At 52.4% G+C, this 18743-nt stretch carries 15 protein-coding genes; 1 reads left to right on the top strand and 14 read right to left on the bottom strand.

The window, feature by feature from the left end; genetic code table 11:
- Positions 1-27: 27 nt before the first annotated feature.
- From pepV to coaBC, 13 genes are all read right to left on the bottom strand, one after another.
- A complete protein-coding gene (gene pepV, locus MCJ35_RS07150) occupies positions 28-1434 on the bottom strand; it encodes a dipeptidase PepV (protein WP_025482249.1) in 1407 nt (468 codons plus the stop codon).
- 72 nt (positions 1435-1506) lie between these two features.
- A complete protein-coding gene (locus MCJ35_RS07145) occupies positions 1507-1953 on the bottom strand; it encodes a GatB/YqeY domain-containing protein (protein WP_240299423.1) in 447 nt (148 codons plus the stop codon).
- Between the two features lie 83 nt (positions 1954-2036).
- Positions 2037-3641, bottom strand: coding sequence for a peptide chain release factor 3 (locus MCJ35_RS07140; RefSeq protein ID WP_025482251.1), 1605 nt, complete (start codon positions 3639-3641; stop codon positions 2037-2039).
- 147 nt (positions 3642-3788) lie between these two features.
- A complete protein-coding gene (locus tag MCJ35_RS07135) occupies positions 3789-5264 on the bottom strand; it encodes a hypothetical protein (protein ID WP_155858374.1) in 1476 nt (491 codons plus the stop codon).
- A gap of 270 nt (positions 5265-5534) precedes the next feature.
- Positions 5535-7493: a glycoside hydrolase family 127 protein gene (locus MCJ35_RS07130; protein WP_240299422.1), complete on the bottom strand. Its 1959-nt coding sequence runs from the start codon at positions 7491-7493 to the stop codon at positions 5535-5537.
- Between the two features lie 39 nt (positions 7494-7532).
- Positions 7533-8366 carry a carbohydrate ABC transporter permease gene (locus MCJ35_RS07125; protein WP_008724861.1) on the bottom strand — a complete coding sequence of 278 codons (834 nt, stop codon included), beginning with the start codon at positions 8364-8366 and terminating at the stop codon, positions 7533-7535.
- Between the two features lies 1 nt (position 8367).
- Positions 8368-9276, bottom strand: coding sequence for a carbohydrate ABC transporter permease (locus MCJ35_RS07120; protein WP_025482255.1), 909 nt, complete (start codon positions 9274-9276; stop codon positions 8368-8370).
- Positions 9277-9419: 143 nt separating this feature from the next.
- A complete protein-coding gene (locus tag MCJ35_RS31600; protein WP_275891628.1) occupies positions 9420-9554 on the bottom strand; it encodes a hypothetical protein in 135 nt (44 codons plus the stop codon).
- A gap of 132 nt (positions 9555-9686) precedes the next feature.
- Positions 9687-10943 carry an extracellular solute-binding protein gene (locus tag MCJ35_RS07115; protein ID WP_008724857.1) on the bottom strand — a complete coding sequence of 419 codons (1257 nt, stop codon included), beginning with the start codon at positions 10941-10943 and terminating at the stop codon, positions 9687-9689.
- A 177-nt stretch (positions 10944-11120) separates the two neighbouring features.
- On the bottom strand, positions 11121-12395 hold the full coding sequence (locus MCJ35_RS07110; protein WP_025482256.1) for an ABC transporter substrate-binding protein: 1275 nt from the start codon (positions 12393-12395) through the stop codon (positions 11121-11123).
- A gap of 15 nt (positions 12396-12410) precedes the next feature.
- Positions 12411-13946, bottom strand: coding sequence for a response regulator (locus MCJ35_RS07105; protein ID WP_025482257.1), 1536 nt, complete (start codon positions 13944-13946; stop codon positions 12411-12413).
- A gap of 48 nt (positions 13947-13994) precedes the next feature.
- Positions 13995-15806, bottom strand: a complete 1812-nt coding sequence (locus tag MCJ35_RS07100; protein ID WP_025482258.1) for a sensor histidine kinase — start codon at positions 15804-15806, stop codon at positions 13995-13997.
- Between the two features lie 49 nt (positions 15807-15855).
- Entirely contained in the window at positions 15856-17061 is a 1206-nt protein-coding gene (gene coaBC / locus MCJ35_RS07095) for a bifunctional phosphopantothenoylcysteine decarboxylase/phosphopantothenate--cysteine ligase CoaBC (protein WP_025482259.1), read from the bottom strand.
- Between the two features lie 106 nt (positions 17062-17167).
- On the opposite strand from coaBC, the gene MCJ35_RS07090 reads away from it, so the two are divergent.
- Entirely contained in the window at positions 17168-17935 is a 768-nt protein-coding gene (locus MCJ35_RS07090) for a type III pantothenate kinase (RefSeq protein ID WP_008724848.1), read from the top strand.
- A gap of 135 nt (positions 17936-18070) precedes the next feature.
- Here the strand turns inward: MCJ35_RS07090 and MCJ35_RS07085 are convergent, their stop codons facing one another.
- On the bottom strand, positions 18071-18724 hold the full coding sequence (locus MCJ35_RS07085) for a DUF3298 and DUF4163 domain-containing protein (RefSeq protein ID WP_025482260.1): 654 nt from the start codon (positions 18722-18724) through the stop codon (positions 18071-18073).
- Between the last annotated feature and the right edge of the window lie 19 nt (positions 18725-18743).

Raw genomic sequence — 18743 nt, 5'->3', positions numbered from 1 at the left:
CTCCTTGTCTATTTTCCTGATAGCACACTAGCTGCACAGTTCCACGATGACCTGTGCAAATATCTTTGCGCTCACCAGCAGCTCATCCACAACCGCAAACTCATCCGCGCCATGCATATGGTTATCGGTTCCCGGAAGCGCCGCGCCAAATGCCACGCCGTTCGCCAGATGATGTACATATGTGCCGCCGCCTGTGGATTCACAGCTTCCCTTAAGTCCGGTGTACTCCTCATATACGGCCAGAAGTGTCCTGACAAAATGGGAGTTGCCGTCCACATGATGAGGCGGGACCATGGTTTCATTTTCCAGTGTCAGGCCCTTGGCAGCCATGTTCTTCTTAACCGCTTTCAGCACATTATCCTCATTGGAGCAGATTGGGCAGCGGCTGTCGAATACGCCTTCCAGGCTGTCTGAGGATACGGTCAGCATGCTGAATGCCAGGGTCAGGGCACCGGACAGCTCATCCTCCATGGCAATGCCGGCAGCCTTTCCGCAGGTATCGCCATGAGGGAACAGTTCCACAAGGGCGCCTACGGCGTCCATCTGCGGGCACTGCGCAAGAGGCAGCCGGGTCAGGTATAAGAGCAGTGCGGTCAGCGCATTCCTGCCCTCCTGAGGCGTGGATGCATGCGCGCCGTCACCTTGGGCCGTAATCTGTATTACAGGGAAATTGCCTTCAAAGCCAAAGGATACCCCTGTCCCTGCTTCCACTTCCCTGGCAGTCCCTTCCAGTGTTGCAAGGTCAACGCCCTCCACCACTGCCTTTGCCTTGCCTGGGACCACATTGGCCTTGATTCCGGCTTCCACCTTCACAAGCCTGGGCACTGCCTCAGAGGCCTGGAAGGATGCGTTAAAATGTCCCTCCAGACGGCCTTTCTCAATGTTGATTACAGGGAACTCAGCGTCCGGTGAAAATGTCATGGGCGCTTCCTTCTCCCTGCCGTAATAGTATTCAATGTCAGAGCTTCCGCACTCCTCATCCGTGCCCAGGATCAGGCGTACATTCTTAGACAGCGGGATTCCCAGTTCCTTAACAGCCCTCATGGCATAAAGCGCTGCCACCGCCGGACCCTTGTCATCCGCGGTGCCGCGTCCGTAAAGCCTGCCGTCCTTTACCACCGGTTCAAAGGGAGCCGTCTCAACCCATCCCTCTCCTGCCGGGACCACATCCAGGTGGGCCAGGATGTCCAACTGCCTTTCCTTGTCATTTAAGTCGGCTGTCCCCACATAATTGTCATAATTGTTGATGGAGAATCCATATCCCTCAGCCATGGTAAGTGCTGCATTCAGGGCCTCAAATGTTCCCTCCCCATAGGGCTTTCCCTCCACATAGGGTTTCTTCTCGCTGTTAATCCTGCAGAGCGTACAGATATCCTCAATCATCTCATCCCTGTGGGCATCCATAAATCCTTCAATTTCTTTTCTGTAATCCATGTCAAATCTCCTTCATCCGCGAAGACGGCTCCGCGTTATTATATTTTACAGGTCATAACAATATCTGCCTTCCTACTTAAGCATGGAGGCCAGCGTCTCATTGACCACCTTGCCGTCCGCCTTGCCCTTTACCTTGGGCATCAGCACCTTCATGATGGCGCCCTTATCCTTGGCCGTGGGTTCGGTCAGGCCCAGTTCGTCAAGTACGGACCGGATGACCTGGGTGATCTGCTCCACGCTCATGTCAGCCGGTGCAAATTCCCTGTAAACGGCCAGACGGGCAGCTGCCTCCCCCCGGATGTCCTCACGGTCAGCCGGAGCCAGGTCATAGGTTTCCTGGGTCTGTTTGATTTCCTTTTTCACGATTGCATTTTCTTCCGCCTCCGTGAGAGGCTCCCTTTTATCTATCTCAGCATTCTTCAGTGCTGACAGCAGCATGGAAAGGGAATCCTTCCTTGCCTTGTCCTTGGCCTTCATGGCTTCTACCATGGCGGCCCTTACAATGTCAATCTTACTCATGTCAGATACCTCCTGCTTTCCCCGGTACGATGGACCGGAATACTTCATGATGGTCCACATGCCGCTAATAGGGCATGCTTATATTACGCCCTGCCAAATTCGCTGAGTTCAAGGCCCGGATTGCGGTCCAGGACCATGCCCACGCTCCAGCTGTTGATGAACAGGAGCAGGGGATTGTCCTTTAAATCCTTGATACGCTTCATATCAGAAGTGCCCTGGATCCTTGCCACATCCACCTGGCCCGGATTCTCCACCCAGCGGATATGCTCAAACGGAAGCTTCTCCAGTATGACCTCCACATTATATTCATTCTGGAGACGGTAGGTCAGCACTTCAAACTGAAGCACGCCCACCACGCCCACAATGATCTCCTCCATGCCGGAATTGAATTCCTGGAATATCTGGATGGCGCCCTCCTGTGCAATCTGGTTCACGCCCTTGATGAACTGCTTGCGCTTCATGGTATCCACCTGGCGCACCCTTGCAAAATGCTCCGGCGCAAAGGTAGGGATGCCCTCAAATTCAAACTTCTCACTGGAACTGCACAGCGTATCGCCGATGGAGAAGATGCCCGGGTCAAACACACCGATGATATCCCCTGCATATGCCTCCTCCACAATCTTGCGGTCCTGGGCCATGAGCTGCTGGGGCTGGGTCAGACGGATTTTCTTGCCGCCCTGGACATGGTTGACCTCCATCCCCGCCTCAAACTTGCCGGAGCAGATACGCATGAACGCAATCCTGTCCCTGTGGGCCTTGTTCATATTGGCCTGGATTTTAAACACAAAGGCCGAGAAATCCGGACGGAATGGGTCGATTTCCCCATCCAGCGTCCTTCTGGACAGGGGCGGGGTGGTCATCTTAAGGAAATGCTCCAGGAATGTCTCCACACCGAAGTTTGTCAAAGCAGAACCAAAGAATACAGGAGACAGGTTGCCCCGCTGTACACGTTCCATATCCATCTCGTCGCTGGCCCCGTCAAGCAGCTCGATATCATCCATCAGCTGCTGGTGGTAGGAAAAACCGATTACATCCTCCAGATTCCCGTCGTCCAGCCCATACTCCTGGCTTGCAACCTCCCTGGCGCCGCCCATGGCAGCCGTAAAGGTGGTTATCTTCCTGGTAAAGCGGTCATACACGCCTTTAAAATTCTTTCCGCAGCCAATGGGCCAGTTTACGGGGCAGGTGCGGATGCCCAGGACATTTTCAATCTCGTCCATCAGTTCATATGGGTCCCTGGCCTCACGGTCAAACTTATTGATGAATGTGAAGATAGGGATATGGCGCATGACGCAGACCTTAAAAAGCTTGATGGTCTGGGCCTCCACACCCTTGGAACCGTCAATTACCATGACTGCTGAGTCAGCCGCCATCAGGGTACGGTATGTGTCCTCTGAGAAATCCTGATGCCCCGGCGTATCCAGTATATTGATGCAGAATCCCTCATAATTAAACTGCATGGCTGAAGAGGTGACGGAGATACCTCTCTCCTTCTCTATCTCCATCCAGTCCGAAACAGCATGCTTGGCTGCCTTGCGCCCCTTGACCGTACCGGCCAGGTTGATGGCGCCTCCGTACAGCAGGAACTTCTCAGTCAGTGTGGTCTTACCTGCATCGGGGTGGGATATGATTGCAAATGTCCTCCGCTTTTTTATCTCTTCTGCCAGCTGGCTATCTATCTTTGACAAAATGTTCGTCCTCCGTTTTCCATTGTGTAAAATAGGACGTACCTTGGAAGTACGCCCAAAATCATCCATTCTTTATTTTATTATGGTTGTAAACAGAAGTCAAGGCATTTGGGTATACAAAGATAAGGAATCAGACACTCCCTCCCCTCATCCCTGAGAAAAACCGGCCGGGTAACGGTTGGGAGGAAATACGGAAGCTGGTTTCCATTCACTGTCTGGAATCAGAAGTTCCCCAATCATTTCCTCAACAGCCGCCCACTCTTCTTCTGAAAGTTCTTTTTGTCCACCAGCAGGGTGGTCATCCATATACTCCTGCACAAAATGAAGGGTCTCACCCTGATGGAACACCCTGTCCTTACCATATGAATTTTCGTACCAATCCCTGTCATAAAAGTAATCTTCGTTAGAAAGATCTACATATACCAGGTGATATGCTTTTTCAATTTCACTCAAGCCGGAGTATCTGGAATGGGACGCGCCAAGATAAAGGTCTTCTGTAACAGCATAACCTTCCATATGAATCATCTGTCCATTCCGCAGTGGTATGAAGCGTACGCCTGTAGCTCCATCGCTGATCCATCCATAGGGTTTTCCATCTGCATAGCTGAAAAAACCGATGCATCTGCTTACGTTTTCATAGGAAAAGTCAGCTGTGGTATAATTCGCAGGGAATGGATCATACTGAATGAATAAATCCTGGCTGCCATCGCCATTAAAGTCCATCAAAATATATTTTAAGTTACTTCTTCCGGTAGTTTCATCCAGACTGGCCATATATCTGGAATGGAACCTGGACTGGGATGCCGCATCAAACCATTGATATTCACCGGATAGCAGCCGTTGATAGAACGCCCATTCCCCGCTGTCCATATCCTCCTGGACACCATTTCCTTCTTCCATGGCATCTAAATAGTCCCATTCTTCTTTGGGGAAAATATACTCCCATGCCATCTGTTTTGACTCATCTTCCATGATTTCAAGGCAGATTCCCACTTCTTTTTCCCATTCTGCCTTTGTACATTCCTTTTCATTCATATGATAGAGATACTTCCCATCACTTTGATTTCCCTGATAGGTACTGGTAAAAGACTGGGATTTGGAATCCATTGGATAGCCGTATTCATCAAGTACCAGGTAACCATAATAGTCCCTGCTTCCTTCCACCCGCAATGTTTCGGCAAAAGGGTCATCCGGTTGTGGTATCCGATAGCTGGACTGGATGGTATCATCTCCGGTTTCAGAGCGTTCCGATACTATGATTGCCCCATTTTCAGCCGGAATTACCAGGGGATACCGGGAGAAATCCCGCAGAAGTACAACCTCCTCATCCCGGTATGTATAAATGTAATAGTTTGTCCCAAAGGTCAAATGGAGTTCCGGCACATCATCTCCTGTACAGTCACCAATTGCATATTTTGCACGGCTGTCTCCCCGCGGATATGCTGCAGTGGCAGTGAGTGCATACATATCCTCCTGTTCCAGAAAGGCATTGTATTGGTTTTTGGCTTCCCGGGCTTCATCCATGGTATCTATGGTATCTATGGTATACATGTCAGCCGGTTGTGCTGCTTCGTCCGAATAATCTGGGGCAGACGGGACAGAACAGCATGATAATAAATTCATGCAGGCCAGCCCCGGAAGGAATAGGGCTAATAGTTTCTTTGTCAGGGCATTCATCATTCCAGACTCCTTTTTGCAGATGAATCATACAATCTGCCATGATTGAGGAAAGGGAAGCAATGGTATCTTAATCATATCCCTAAAGCAGAAGCATGTCTATGATGACTATGATGATTTCACGAAATATTTCCACATCCATAATCCAAACTAAAAAATGCCAGAGTCCCAATCTTTTTGAGTTTCCGGCATTTTATAACAATCCAATCGATTCAATTACATTTTAAATAACTCCTTCATCCACACAACCATTTCCCCCACTCCCCTGTTATTCCAGCAGGCATAGGGAACCGCCTTCAGCTTCACGTCCTCCCAGGTGACGGGGTGCAGGCCGTAGAGTTCGTCCCCTCCCCATTCACGGCCGGATATCTTCTTACCGGCAAAGGACAGCCCGATGATTCCTCCGAACAAATCCTTTTCTTCCTCCGCCACGGGAGTGCCGGGATCCACATAAACCGCCGCCAGGTTGGAGCCGTTATCAGCCTCCTCCAGACAATATACGATGGGGCCTCGGACAAGGGCCACTTTGCCGCTGTCGGCCCGGACCAGCGGATTGCTGTGCACGAACCTGGCCGGCGCGTCCCATGTCACATGCAGGCACACATCCCCTGTAAGGGAAATGATCCCATAGCCTTTTTCCCGGACCAATGCAGGGCCATATCCATCTGCCTGCCCCACATCCCCAACATACCTTACCGCAAAATTCCCGGCATAATCCGGTATCCTTACAGACAGCTTCATGCCGCTTTCAGGCACTCCCCTTAAGGTAATGTCCACCTCCATCTTCCACGGGAACCTGGTCTCCATGGTCACGGACACTTCGCTGCCGCCCATATCCACCGTGGTTTCATTGGAAATGAACAGGTTCACATAGATGCTTTCCCCGTCCACGCCATAGATATACTGCCCCATGGACGCCAGCGTCCTTGCAATATTGGGCGGACAGCAGGATACGCCGAACCATTTCTGGCGGATGGGTTTCACATGCTCCTTTGACGTGCGGGGCAGGCAGTTATCCGGCCACACTTCCAGGGGATTGACGTAGAAAAAGCTTTTTCCGTCCAGGGCAATGCCTGCCAGCACCGTGTTGTACAGGGCGCGCTCCACCACGTCATAGTATTTTGCCTCCCGGGTGATGTTGCCCATGCGCTGGCCGAACATGGCCATGCCGATGGATGCGCAGGATTCCGAATAATTGCAGTCGTTGGGCAGGTCGTAATCCGTGGTAAACCGTTCCAGGATACCGGATGAACCGATGCTGCCCGTGATATACATGCGCTTCTGGGTCATGTTGTCCCACAGGGTGCGGCAGGCCTCCATCAGTGAATCATCCCCGCAGGCCTCAGCCAGGTCGGCCATGGCGCTATACATGTACATGGCCCGCACCGCATGGCCCTCCGCCGTCTTCTGTTCACGGACCGGCAGGTGGGACTGGGAATAGATTGGCTCATAATCCTTGAATTCCGGGAAAATGTACCGGAATCCCGGACGGTTCAGTTCCTTCAGGAAATAGTTCTCCCCCACGCCCCTGGCGTCAATGAAGTATTTTGCCTGCTCCAGGTATCTGGATTCCCCCGTCACCTGATACAGCTTAATCAGGCCCAGCTCCACCTCCTGATGGCCAGGGTATCCATGGATTTTACCATCCTCAAAGCCGAAGGTATCGCAGATCAGATCCGCAAACCGCAGCACCACATCCAGGAACTTCCTTTTGCCCGTTCCCATATAATAGGCCACGGCCGCCTCCATCATATGGCCTGCCGTATACAGTTCATGCCCCTCGCACAAATCGCTCCAGCGTTTTTCCGGCTCCCTGATGGTAAAGTAGGTGTTTAGGTAACCATCCGGGCACTGGGCCTTTGCAATGATGTCAATGACCTGGTCCGCGGTGCGCTCCAGCTCCCCATCCGGTTGTGCCGCAAGGGCGAACCCCACTGCCTCCAGCCATTTGGCCACATCCGTGTCCTGGAACACGGCCCCGTAAAATTCCCCTTCGCACAGGCCCGCCGCAATCTTGAAATTCATCAGGCTGTGGCTTGGCTCCGCGTCCTTTATCCTGTCATTGATGGCATCCCACTGATAGGGGATGACCGCCTCCTTTACAAGGGAAACATGTTTTGACCAGAATGGGTCATTGATATGTATTTTCTTTAAATCTACCGGATGCAGTTTCATTATCCCTCTCCTTTTTTGTTTTTTATTCCCGCAGGTCCATCACGCCTTCACCGCGCCGTTGGTCAGTCCGCTTACAATGTACTTCTGCATGAAGATGAATATCAGCACCACCGGCGAAATGGCAATGATCCCAAATGCCATGGTGGAATTCCACAAGGTCTGGTACTGCTGCACATAATTATAGATGCTGGAGGTAATGGGCCTCATATTGGGGTTCGTGATGAAGGTGATGCCGTAAATCAGATCGCCCCATGCATATACAAATGAGAACACAGCTGCAACCACGATTCCCGGTTTGGCAATGGGCAGCATGATTTTGGTAAATGCAGACACATGACCGCAGCCGTCAATCTTGGCCGCCTCATCCAGTTCCTTTGGTATGGATACGAAATACGTGCGCAGGATGATGATGCTGAAGGGGATGCCCAGGGTGGCGTCGGCCAGGATGGGCGCCCAGTATGTGTTCAGCAGATGCATTTTAGAGAACATGATGTAGAGGGAGGTCAGTACCAGGGTGGATGGAAGCATCTGGGTAATCAGGAAGAACAGCACCAGTCCCCTCCTGGCCCCGAACCGGAACCGGGCCAGGCCGTAAGCAGCCGGAATCGAAAGCACCGTTGCAATGACCGTCGCGCCGCAGGATATGATCAGGCTGTTCTTAAATCCCCTCAGGGTATCCCCTGAAGTGGACAGCTGCTTGGCAAACGCCTCAAAGGTCAGGTTCTTTGGCCACAGCGGGGTCGGTATGGAGAATATCTCCACCTGGGTCTTAAGGGCAGTGACAATCATCCAGTACAGCGGGAAAATAAAAATCAGGAACACCAGACCGCCTAACAGGAATGAAATCAGTTTACTCCTATTCTCTTTCTTCATATCACATCACCTCATCATCGCTGATTGTCTTAATATAGAAACATCCCACCACCAGCAGGATTAAAAACAGCACATTGGCGGCAGCCGCGCCCTGGCTGAACTGGAATTCCTCAAAGGACAGACGGTAGGCGTAGGTGGACACCAGCTCCGTGGAATTGACCGGCCCGCCCTTTGTCATTACCCATACAAGGTCGAATACCTTGAAGGTGTATACAAATCCAAGGGTCAGGACCGACATGATGGCCGGTTTGATCATGGGAATGGTGATCAGGAACAAGGTCTGAAGCTTGCCCGCCCCGTCCAGGCTGGCACTCTCATATATGTCTCCCGGAATGGTGGTCAGCCCCGTGATGAGGAGCATCATGTTAAACGGGATCCCAATCCATATGTTGGCCACCACTGCCGCAGTCATGGCAAGGCCCGGCTTTAAAAGCCAGTCCATGGGTTCCTTTACAAGCCCAAGCCCCATAAGGAACTGGTTGACGATGCCTCCGCTGCTGGCAAACATGAACTTGAATAAAAGCCCGGCAACCGTCACGGGCAGAAGCCAGGATATCATGGTCACGCCGCGGAAAAAGGAACAGCCGGGGAATTTCTTATTGAACAGCAGGGCCAGGCCAAAGCCAATGATGAACTGGAAAAAAATCGATCCCACCGTAAAAATCAGGGTGTTCATGATGGCCTTTGACAGGATGGAATTCTTTCCTGTAAACAGTTCCATGTAATTACGGAACCCTACAAAATTCTGTTTTGTGGCGTCTGAAAATGTGTATACATCCACATTCTTAAAACTCAGTATGATATTCTGTATCATCGGATAGCCGATGAACACAAGCATATACAGCACTGCCGGGGCTGCAAACAGAAAGCCCATCTTGGCAGCCGTGTCCATTCTCTTATTTCCCTTCATCCGGATCCTCCCTCTCCATCTGGCGGTGTATTTAAACATTGCTTCCCACAAGCCAAGCTGCCCTGTTTATGGAAATGAATGTCCAAACACACCTGCGCCCCCTGTGGGGCGGACATAAAACAGGCCGTGGCCCGTGAATCGTGTCAGTGGTCCGTGAACCGTACCGGCGGCCCGTGAACCATACCGGCGGCCCGTGAACCATACCGGCGGTCCGTGAACCGTACCGGCGGTCCGTGAACCGTACCGGCGGCCCGTGAACCGTACCGACGCCGCGTCATCCGCGGCGCCCCAGGGCGTGTCTGGTCATTCATCCCGCTATCTGCACAGCTGACGGAAAGCCATTTTCAAACACGCCCTGGCATGAAAGCCATTTTCTTTTAAACATGTGTCTTTATGAACGCGCCATTTCCCTACTTAACAGCATCCACTGCGGCCTGTGTATCCTCTGCCACCTGTTCAGGCGTCTTTGCCATGGTAAGCGCTTCCTGGAAGCCCTTCTGGATTGCGGATGAATAGGATGGCCAGGATGCGGACGGTCCTCTTGGTATGGATGTCTCCAGCTGGGTGATGAATTCTGCCTGGACCGGATCCTCGGTCCAGTATGCGTCCTTGGCGGCTTCTGTCTTTGGAGGGAAGGAGCCGTACTGTTTCATGGCTTCCACCATCACATCGGTCTGGTCATAGTATTTGAGGAATGCAACCGCGCCCGCTGTGTCGTCCTTTGCAACCACGCCCATGTTCTCGCCTCCCAGGATAGAGGTGGCCTGCCCGCTTGCGGCGTCCTTTTTCGGAAGCACGGTCACGCCGTAGTTTAAGTCCGGGGCATCCTTTGCTATGCCGGGAATCTGCCATGGTCCGTTCTGCTGCATGGCCAGGTTGCCTGCGATGAAGTTGTTGTTAACATCCGACTGCGTCCAGTTGACCACCTCTTTGGTCCAGGAACCGTCTGAAATCATTTCCTGCATCAGTTCATACGCCTCGGTGCCGCCCTTGATGTCGGTATAGCTCCCTCCGGCCGTATAGAGCCACTGCAGGCACTGGAACGTACCCTCATCCGTGTTGGTGGCCGCATTGCCAAAACCGGTTACCCCATCCTTGGTCAGGGCTTTCGCCATCTCGTGGAAATCATCCCATGTGGTATTCTCATCCGGGTATGCAAGCCCGGCCGCGTCAAACATATCCTTATTGTAGAACAGGGCCGTACAGTTGGTTGCGAACGGGATGCCGTAATGCCTGCCGTCGGCCATGGTGGATTCCATTGGTCCGGCTATGTATTCATCCCATTTAATATCGGCATCCGAGATGTCGCCGAACAGTCCCAAAGAGATAAAGGACGCCATGGAGCAGCCATCCAGGATGACCAGGTCAGGAAGCTCTCCTGACGCGATTCCCAAAGTAAGCTGTTTCTCATAATCAGAGAATGGCACGTACACATGGCTTGCCACGAATTCATCCTGGGATGCATTGAATCCGTCCAGTAAGGTGGTCATCATTGCCTTCTGGGCATCCGTCTCAAAATAATCCCAGATGACCACTTCCTTTTTGCTGCCCGTATCCGCTGCAGCCTGTGTGTTTCCGCCGCCGGACGCCGTCCCCGAACCGCATCCCGTAACCAGTGAAGCAGCCATGGCTGCGCATAATAATGTACTGACGAACCGTTTCTTCATTCTAAAAACCTCCCTCTCAATATTGTATTGCTTTTGGTGATTTCATTATAAGAGGGGGCCTTGTTGTTTGTTAGGGGAAAATATTAAAGAGGGTGGACATATTTTAAATCCGGCAAAAAAACGGTTTAAAATTATCCACCCTCTTTAATTTTCTCTACCTAAAGCGTGTTTGAAAATTCATTCCTGCATGCATGCCTGTATCCTGTCACGGATGTCATCTGCCGCTTCCTCCGGCGATGTCCCACCCACGATTACCCCGTACAGGCTTTCCGATAAAACCCCTGTTATCTTTGGCCAGTAAAGATAGGCGCTTCTGGTGATGCAGTGCTCCATCTGCTGTGCAAACACCTGGTAGGCAGGATTGGACTCCTGAAGCCTTACGGCCAGCCGTCTCACAGGAGGCAGGGCATACATCTGTTCATTGAGCCGCAGCATCACGTCATCTTCATAATAATAGGCCAGCAGCGCCATGGCCCCATCCACATTTTTTCCTTTGATGATCCCGAAGTTCTCTCCTCCGGTTACCACGATGCTCCGCTCATCCACAGGCAGTGTCACCACCCCGTAATCGATTCCTGCCTCCTCCACCAGAGGAAGGGCCCATGGACCATTCTCCATCATGGCGCATTTCCCCGCCGCAAACTGTCTGGCCACGTCCACCTGGGACCAGTTGATGCAGTCCCTGGGCATATACCCCTTATCCACCATCTCCTTAATCATGGAAAGGGCCTCCACCGTCCCTTCCCCGCCCAGGTCCTCCATGTCCTCACCTGTGGACAGGAGCCATGGGGCCAGCTGGAAGGAGGACTGTTCTTCCAGTATTGCGGACATGGCAAAACCATACCGTTCTTTTGTAGTCATCACCTCTGCCGCATGGAGGAACTGCTCCCAGTTCCCCGGCGGCTCCATCCCCGCCTCCCGGAACATGTCCTTGTTATACACAAGGCCCACATTATTGCAGCAGAAGGGCACCCCGTAATACCTGCCGTCATACCGCACGGATGAGATGACCTCGGGATAAAATTCCGTCAGGTCATAATCCGCTTCCACGGTCCGTGTTATATCCTCGAAAATGCCCAGCTCCACATATTTCCTCATGTCCGGATTATCAATGATGACAACATCCGGCAGGCTTCCCTCCGCCACACCGATGGAAAGCAGTTTTTTAAATTCCGAGGAAGGCCCCTGGTACTCCCACCGGGCCACATAGTCCTTCTGCCGGTTGTTAAAACCTTCCACCAGCCGGTCCAGGCCTTCTTTTTGTTGTTTTGTCTCATAGTAGGACCAGATGACCACTTCCCTTGCCCCGGCATCCGCATTCCCTGTTCCGGCTTCCGGCCGTCCCCCACAGCCGTTAAGCAGAAGCGAAACAGCCAGGACCAGGACAACCGGAACTAAAATGGCCGGTACCAATCCGTCCGCGGCCCTCCATTTTCCCACACCATCCTTCATGTATCCTTCCTCCTGTCACTGCTGCCTGTAATCTCCCGGTGATATGCCCAGTTCCTCTTTGAATACCCTGGCAAAATATTTGGGATCCGTATATCCTACTTCCTCCGCGATTTCATACACCTTCATATCCGTGCCCTTTAACAGCCGCTTGGCATGGCTGATACGGAACTTTCTCAGGAACGTGGAAAAGTTTTCCCCCATCTCCCGGTTAAACAGGGTGCTCAGATACTCCGGCGTGATACCCAGCCTTCCAGCCACTTCCTCCAGGGATATCCCTTCTTTGTAATGCTCCCTGATGTAGTTGATGGCCCGCTTGATGGTGTAATTGCTGATATCCTCTTTCATGCGCCGCGGACTGCACAGGAGGGCCAGGCCATCCCGGTAGCTCTGCTCCATTTCCCGGAGGGTGACTGCTTCCGTACATTTGGACAGAAGGTCCGCATTCTGCATCTGCGTATAGGCCGTGCCGTCGATTTCCCGGATTGTGTCTAACAGCAGGTAAACCGCCTTCAGATACGCCTGGCGGATTTCCTGCTCCTTGTATGGCCCGTCCTCCATATACCGGATGAACAGTTCCCCTGATTTCCCCACATCCTCCGGCAATCCGCGGCACAGGGCGTTCTTTATATCCATACTGATATCCGCCGGGAAATGGAACTCCTTCCACTGGATCCGGTCCATGCGCTCCCTTGTGAGAAGCCCGCCGTCCGTCACGGGCATGGCTTCCTTTAACAGGGCCTCCGCATCCCTGGCCGCTGCCGGTATGTCCTCCCATCTGCCTGCGGACACCTCCGCCCAGACAGCCCGTCCGCTTCTCTGCTTGTACGGCCGCACAATCCTGCGCTCCACTGCCTGCCTGAGCGGGCACGGGACAAGGTCCCCTTCCCCATCCGTTCCCTCCTGAAGCGCCGCCAAGCATATAATCTGCCGCCGCACCTTATCAGACGCCACATGCATGGTAATGGAAGGCAGCTGGTCTTTTATCTGCTCCCATTTCTCCTTTATCTCTTCCTCATAGCCAATGGGGGCCTCCCCTGTATATCCCAGATACAGCTTATAATGACTGGTCATGCCAAAGCCGCAGATGGACCGGATACGCCGGTCCTCCTCCTCTGTCAGGGGACCGCCGTACACCAGTTCCTTTATGCACTGCCCGGGCGTGCCTGCATTTTTCTGTTCCTCCTCCTCCATCTTCTTCTCGATGCGCTCCAGCACATCCACGATGTCCTCGGCTGCCAGGGGCTTTAGCAGATAGTCCTCCACCCCGTAGTAGATTGCCTTCCTGGCATACTCAAATTCAGAATAACCGCTTAGTATCACAGCCCGGATGTTCAGGTTCATCTCATGGAACTTTTCTATCATCTGAAGTCCGTCCATGACCGGCATGCGGATATCCGTGATGACCAGTTCCGGTTTGAACCTGACTGCCAGGTTCAAGCCCTCCTGTCCATTGGAAGCCTCGCCGATTACCGTGTGCCCGGTATGGAATTTAATAAGCTTTGCCAGGCCCTCCCTTATCATCACTTCATCTTCTACAATCAGTATCCTCATAACACCCTCCCGGTCCATCGTACAGCCTTACAGTAAGCATTTCCTCTGTCAGAAATCTGTTTCCACAGGCAATGTCAGGGTAACGACCGTCCCCATGCCTTCGATGCTGTTCACATTCCACACAGCTTCCCTGCCATAATACATGTCCATCCTTGCAAATGCATTGTGCAGTCCAATGCTTCCGCCCTCATCCTTCACTGCCTGTTCGCGCACATTAAAGGACTCCGCCATGTCCCGGGGCATCCCCTTCCCGTTGTCCTCTATGATGATGTTAAGCCGCTCCCCTGTCTCGGACAGGAATATATCCACCCGCAGCACACCGCCCTTCTCCGTATCCTTAAACCCATGGATAATGGCGTTTTCCACAAATGGCTGCAGCAATAGCTTATATATCCTGACCTTCCCGGCTGCCTCCGCCACATTCAGCTCAAACCGGAAGGACTGGTTAAACCGCATCTGCTGGAGGCTTATGTACTTCTCCAGCCAGTCAGCCACCTCCGTGACGCTGACCATCTGGTTGCTGCGGTTCACGCTGTAGCGCAGTATGACCCCCAGGTTGCGCAGCATGCGGCTGATTTCGTATTCTTCCTTTTCAATTGCCATCCAGTTGATGGAATCCAGGGTATTATACAGGAAATGCGGGTTAATCTGGGCTTCCAGGGCGCGGATCTCCGCATTTTTCTGCTTATCCTTTGCCTCCGATACCTCGGCAACCAGATTCCTGACCTTCCCTGTCATGTCGTTGAAATTGCTGGCAATCTGTCCAAGCTCATCCCTGCTCTCCAGCGCAACGGATACGTTCAGGTTTCCTTCTTTTACCTGGTCAATGCCGTCTGTGATCAGGGCCACCGAGCTGCCGATCCTGCGCACGATATAGCTGATGAGGATGCTGGAAAACAGGATGGCCGCCAGGCTGATAAGGATGAACATGATCTGGTTATTCCTGATATCCCGCATCATGTAATCCTTGTTGTAGACATTATAATAGACCCATCCGCGGTTCTGGTTGACATACTTGTTGACCGCTGTGTTCTGCCCTTTCAGCAGGCCGGTGACCTGGACGAATTCCTGAACCGTCAGCCTTGGATTCATGTTGATTCCGGTATAGAAGGGATTGGGGTAGGATATGACGAACCCATCGGTATCCGTAATGAAATTAATGTTGTACTCAGCCTCATCCTCTGCAATGGCAACCGCGCATATGTCCCGCAGCACCCCCTCATCCACACTCATGACAATGGTGGCAATGGTTCCCCTGTCCAGGTTATTATAATCATACATGCACTTGGAAATATGGAAATAATACGCATCCCCATCATATCCCTTATGTCTGGTGGTAGGCGTCACCAACATGCCGGGCAGCCCCTGCACTGCCTGGTAAGGCTCTATCTCCCGCAGGTCCCTGTAATCATCCCACAGGTTCTCGATGGAAGAACCCGTGCCGGCATCATAGGTGACAGACTGCCCGTTGGCGCAGATCACGCTGATGCTGCGGATGCCCTTGACGGACTTTTCCGCCTGCTGCAGACGGTTGTAGATGGAATGGAAGGCCACCTCCCGGCCCTCCCCATTGCCGTCCAGAAGGATGTTGACATTTTCTATGATCTTATCATCCACATAAATCTGATAAACCAGGTTAGAGTATATATCCATGGTCAGATCCACCCGTTCCGAAAGCTGGGTCAGGTTGTCCACCATCAGCGTGTCAATCTTGCGTTTCAGGGAATTGGCGTTCATATTATAGCCAATAAACTGAATGGTCAGGATAGGCACGATGGAAGCCAGGACAAAAGCAGACATGATTTTCCTGCCTATTTTCATATTGTTGAAATGTTCCAGCAAGCGGAATTTACGTTTCATGGACACAGCTCCTGTCTTTTTGTCATACTCCATCCAGCCCCAGGAACCATCAGATACGGCCCGGTTCCCGGCAGGCCATGATTTCGGTCAGCAGCGCATCCGCCACCTCATCCTTGCCCATCAGGGGAAGCTCCTTCTCACGGTCCCTGGTAATGATGGTCACCACGTTGGTATCTGTCCCGAATCCCGCGCCCTTAACCTTCAGGTTGTTGGCCACAATCATATCGATGTTCTTCCGATTAAGCTTTGCCCTGGAATTCTCCAGCATGTTCTGGGTTTCCATGGAAAAGCCGCACAGGAACTGGCCCTCTTCCCGGTGGCTGCCCAGCCAGCCAAGGATGTCATCCGTGCGCTCCAGGGCAATGGAAAGGTCGCTGTCAGACTTTTTAATCTTCTCCGTTCCAACGGCTGCGGGACGGTAATCCGCCACGGCCGCCGCCTTTATGATTATGTCCTGTCCGCTGCTTCGCCCTGTGACAGCCTCATACATCTGCCGGGCGCTCTTAACCTGCACCACCTCCACGAACATGGGCGGGGCAAGGTCCACCGGCCCGCTTACCAGCGTGACATCCGCGCCGCGGTATGCTGCCGCTTTCGCAATTGCATATCCCATCTTACCTGTGGAATGGTTGGTAATGAAACGCACCGGGTCAATGGATTCCCTGGTCGGCCCGGCGGTTACAAGGATCTTCTTTCCTGCAAGGTCCTTGGGGTATCCGGCCTCCCTCAGAATATACTGGAACAGCACCTCAGGCTCCGGCATCTTACCTGCCCCCGTATCCCCGCAGGCCAGATAACCGCAGGCCGGGGCAATGACCTCCATGCCGTACCTGCGGCAGATGTCCAGGTTATCCTGGAGGATTGGGTTCTCATACATGTTGGTATTCATGGCCGGGGCAATGATCTTCCTGCACCTGCAGGCCATGATGGTCGTGGTCAGCATATCGTCCGCAATGCCGTGGGCAATCTTGCCGATGACATTGGCCGAGGCAGGGGCGACCATGACCACATCCGCCTGCTTTGCAAGGGCCACGTGCTCCACGCTGAATTCAAAGTTCCGGTCAAAGGTGTCCACCAGGCACTTATTGCCGGTAAGGCTCTCAAATGTTATGGGGTTGATGAAATTCGTGGCATTCCTTGTCATGAGGACATGCACCTTCACCCCCTGCTTAACCAGCATGCTGGCAAGGCTGGCTATTTTATATGCGGCAATGCTGCCTGTTACTCCGAGAAGTACGGTTTTTCCTTTTAACATAACTTCCTCCCTTGGAACCAAGACTGTTGTTTTTCAGATTGTTCTATGATACAATCCATGGTAAAGTATATCATATATTTTTTCCAATGGAAAGGAGTTCCCCCGCATGATTTTAGCCATTGACATGGGCAATACCAACACGGTAATCGGTGGTATTGATGAAGAAAGGACCTATTTTATAGAGCGTGTCACCACGGACCAGGGCCGCACGGATACGGAATACGCAGTAAGCTTTAAGAACATCCTGGAGATGAACCAGATTGATATCGGTTCCATTGAGGGAGCCATCCTGTCATCCGTGGTCCCTCCCCTTAATTCCACCATCATGAGCGCCGTTACAAAGGTCACCGGCATTTCTCCCCTTCTTGTGGGTTCCGGCATGAAGACCGGCATGAACATCATCATGGACAACCCAAAGACCGTTGGAAGCGACCAGATTGTGGACGCGGTGGCTGCCAGCCATGAGCATCCCCTTCCGCTGGTGGTCATTGACATGGGCACTGCAACCACCCTTTGCACGGTGGACAAGAAGGGCAATTATATTGGCGGCGTCATCCTTCCCGGCCTCAAGGTATCCCTTAATTCCCTGAGCAGCAAGACGGCCCAGCTTCCCTACATCAGCCTGGAGGTACCAGGCCACGTCATCGGCAAGAATACCATTGACTGTATGAGGTCCGGCATTATCTACGGCAACGTGGACATGATAGACGGCATCCTGGACCGCATGGCCCTGGAATTGGGCGAGGAGCCAACGATTATCGCCACAGGCGGTCTGGCCAAGTTCATCACTCCCCTGTGCCGCCACAGGATCATCGTGGATGATGCGCTTCTGCTGAAGGGATTATTGATATTATACCGGAAGAACGCGCAGTAGGATGCCGGAAGGGTAGATACCAGAAAGGTAGGATACCAGAAGGATACATGCGTAACAGTACGTCATAAAAGGCTTTAGACAGGGAAACAGCGCCAGGAATTCAATCCCGGCGCTGTTTCCCTGTCTAAAGCCTTTTTATGAGTCTGTCCCTGAAAAGGGCAGGAGGAATTCCGTTATGCCGCTGGAATAAGGGGCTATGTCATATTGCTGGTAATAAATCACTATCCCCTCCGGCGTAAGATAGAAATTCCCTGCCTGGAATGTGCTTCGCAGCAGCTCGGGGTAATCATCAAAGTACGTGGAAGGCCCTGCCTTTAACCTCCCAGCAATCTCATACTCAATCCATTCCTGGATTTCTTTAATGTAGTCTGGGTCATCCGGATAAAAATCACCCAGCGTAAGCTGCCTGCCGGTTTCAAAATCCCAGGTCTGGGAGGTGCGTATGGTCGAGCCGTGTGCGCCTCCTGTGAACTCATACTGGTCAAAATACAGGCTGGCAAAACATTCCTCATTAAAGGTCACGTTATAACCCACATCAAACTCATAAGGGAAAAAGGGGAAATTCCCGGCGCGGCTGTATTCTAATCCGCTGACCGCCTCAGGATACAGGCTGCTGCGGCAGTACGCCCCCTTTTCCTCTGACATGGAACGATAGAATTCATTCACCTGCCATTGGGCATCCTGGCCGCAGGCAGTGTCAAACCGTGGATAGCGGATCTGACAGTTCAAGACCGGGGTCCCCTGGTAATCCATCTGGTCCGTCAACGTGTATTGTGTTATGGTCTGCATGGAAACCTCATATATGTTT

It is taken from the genome of Enterocloster sp. OA13 (assembly GCF_022440595.1).
GTDB lineage: Bacteria > Bacillota > Clostridia > Lachnospirales > Lachnospiraceae > Enterocloster > Enterocloster hominis.
The sequence above is the reverse complement of the archived record's forward strand: the minus strand, read 5'-3'. Positions and strand labels throughout refer to the sequence as shown.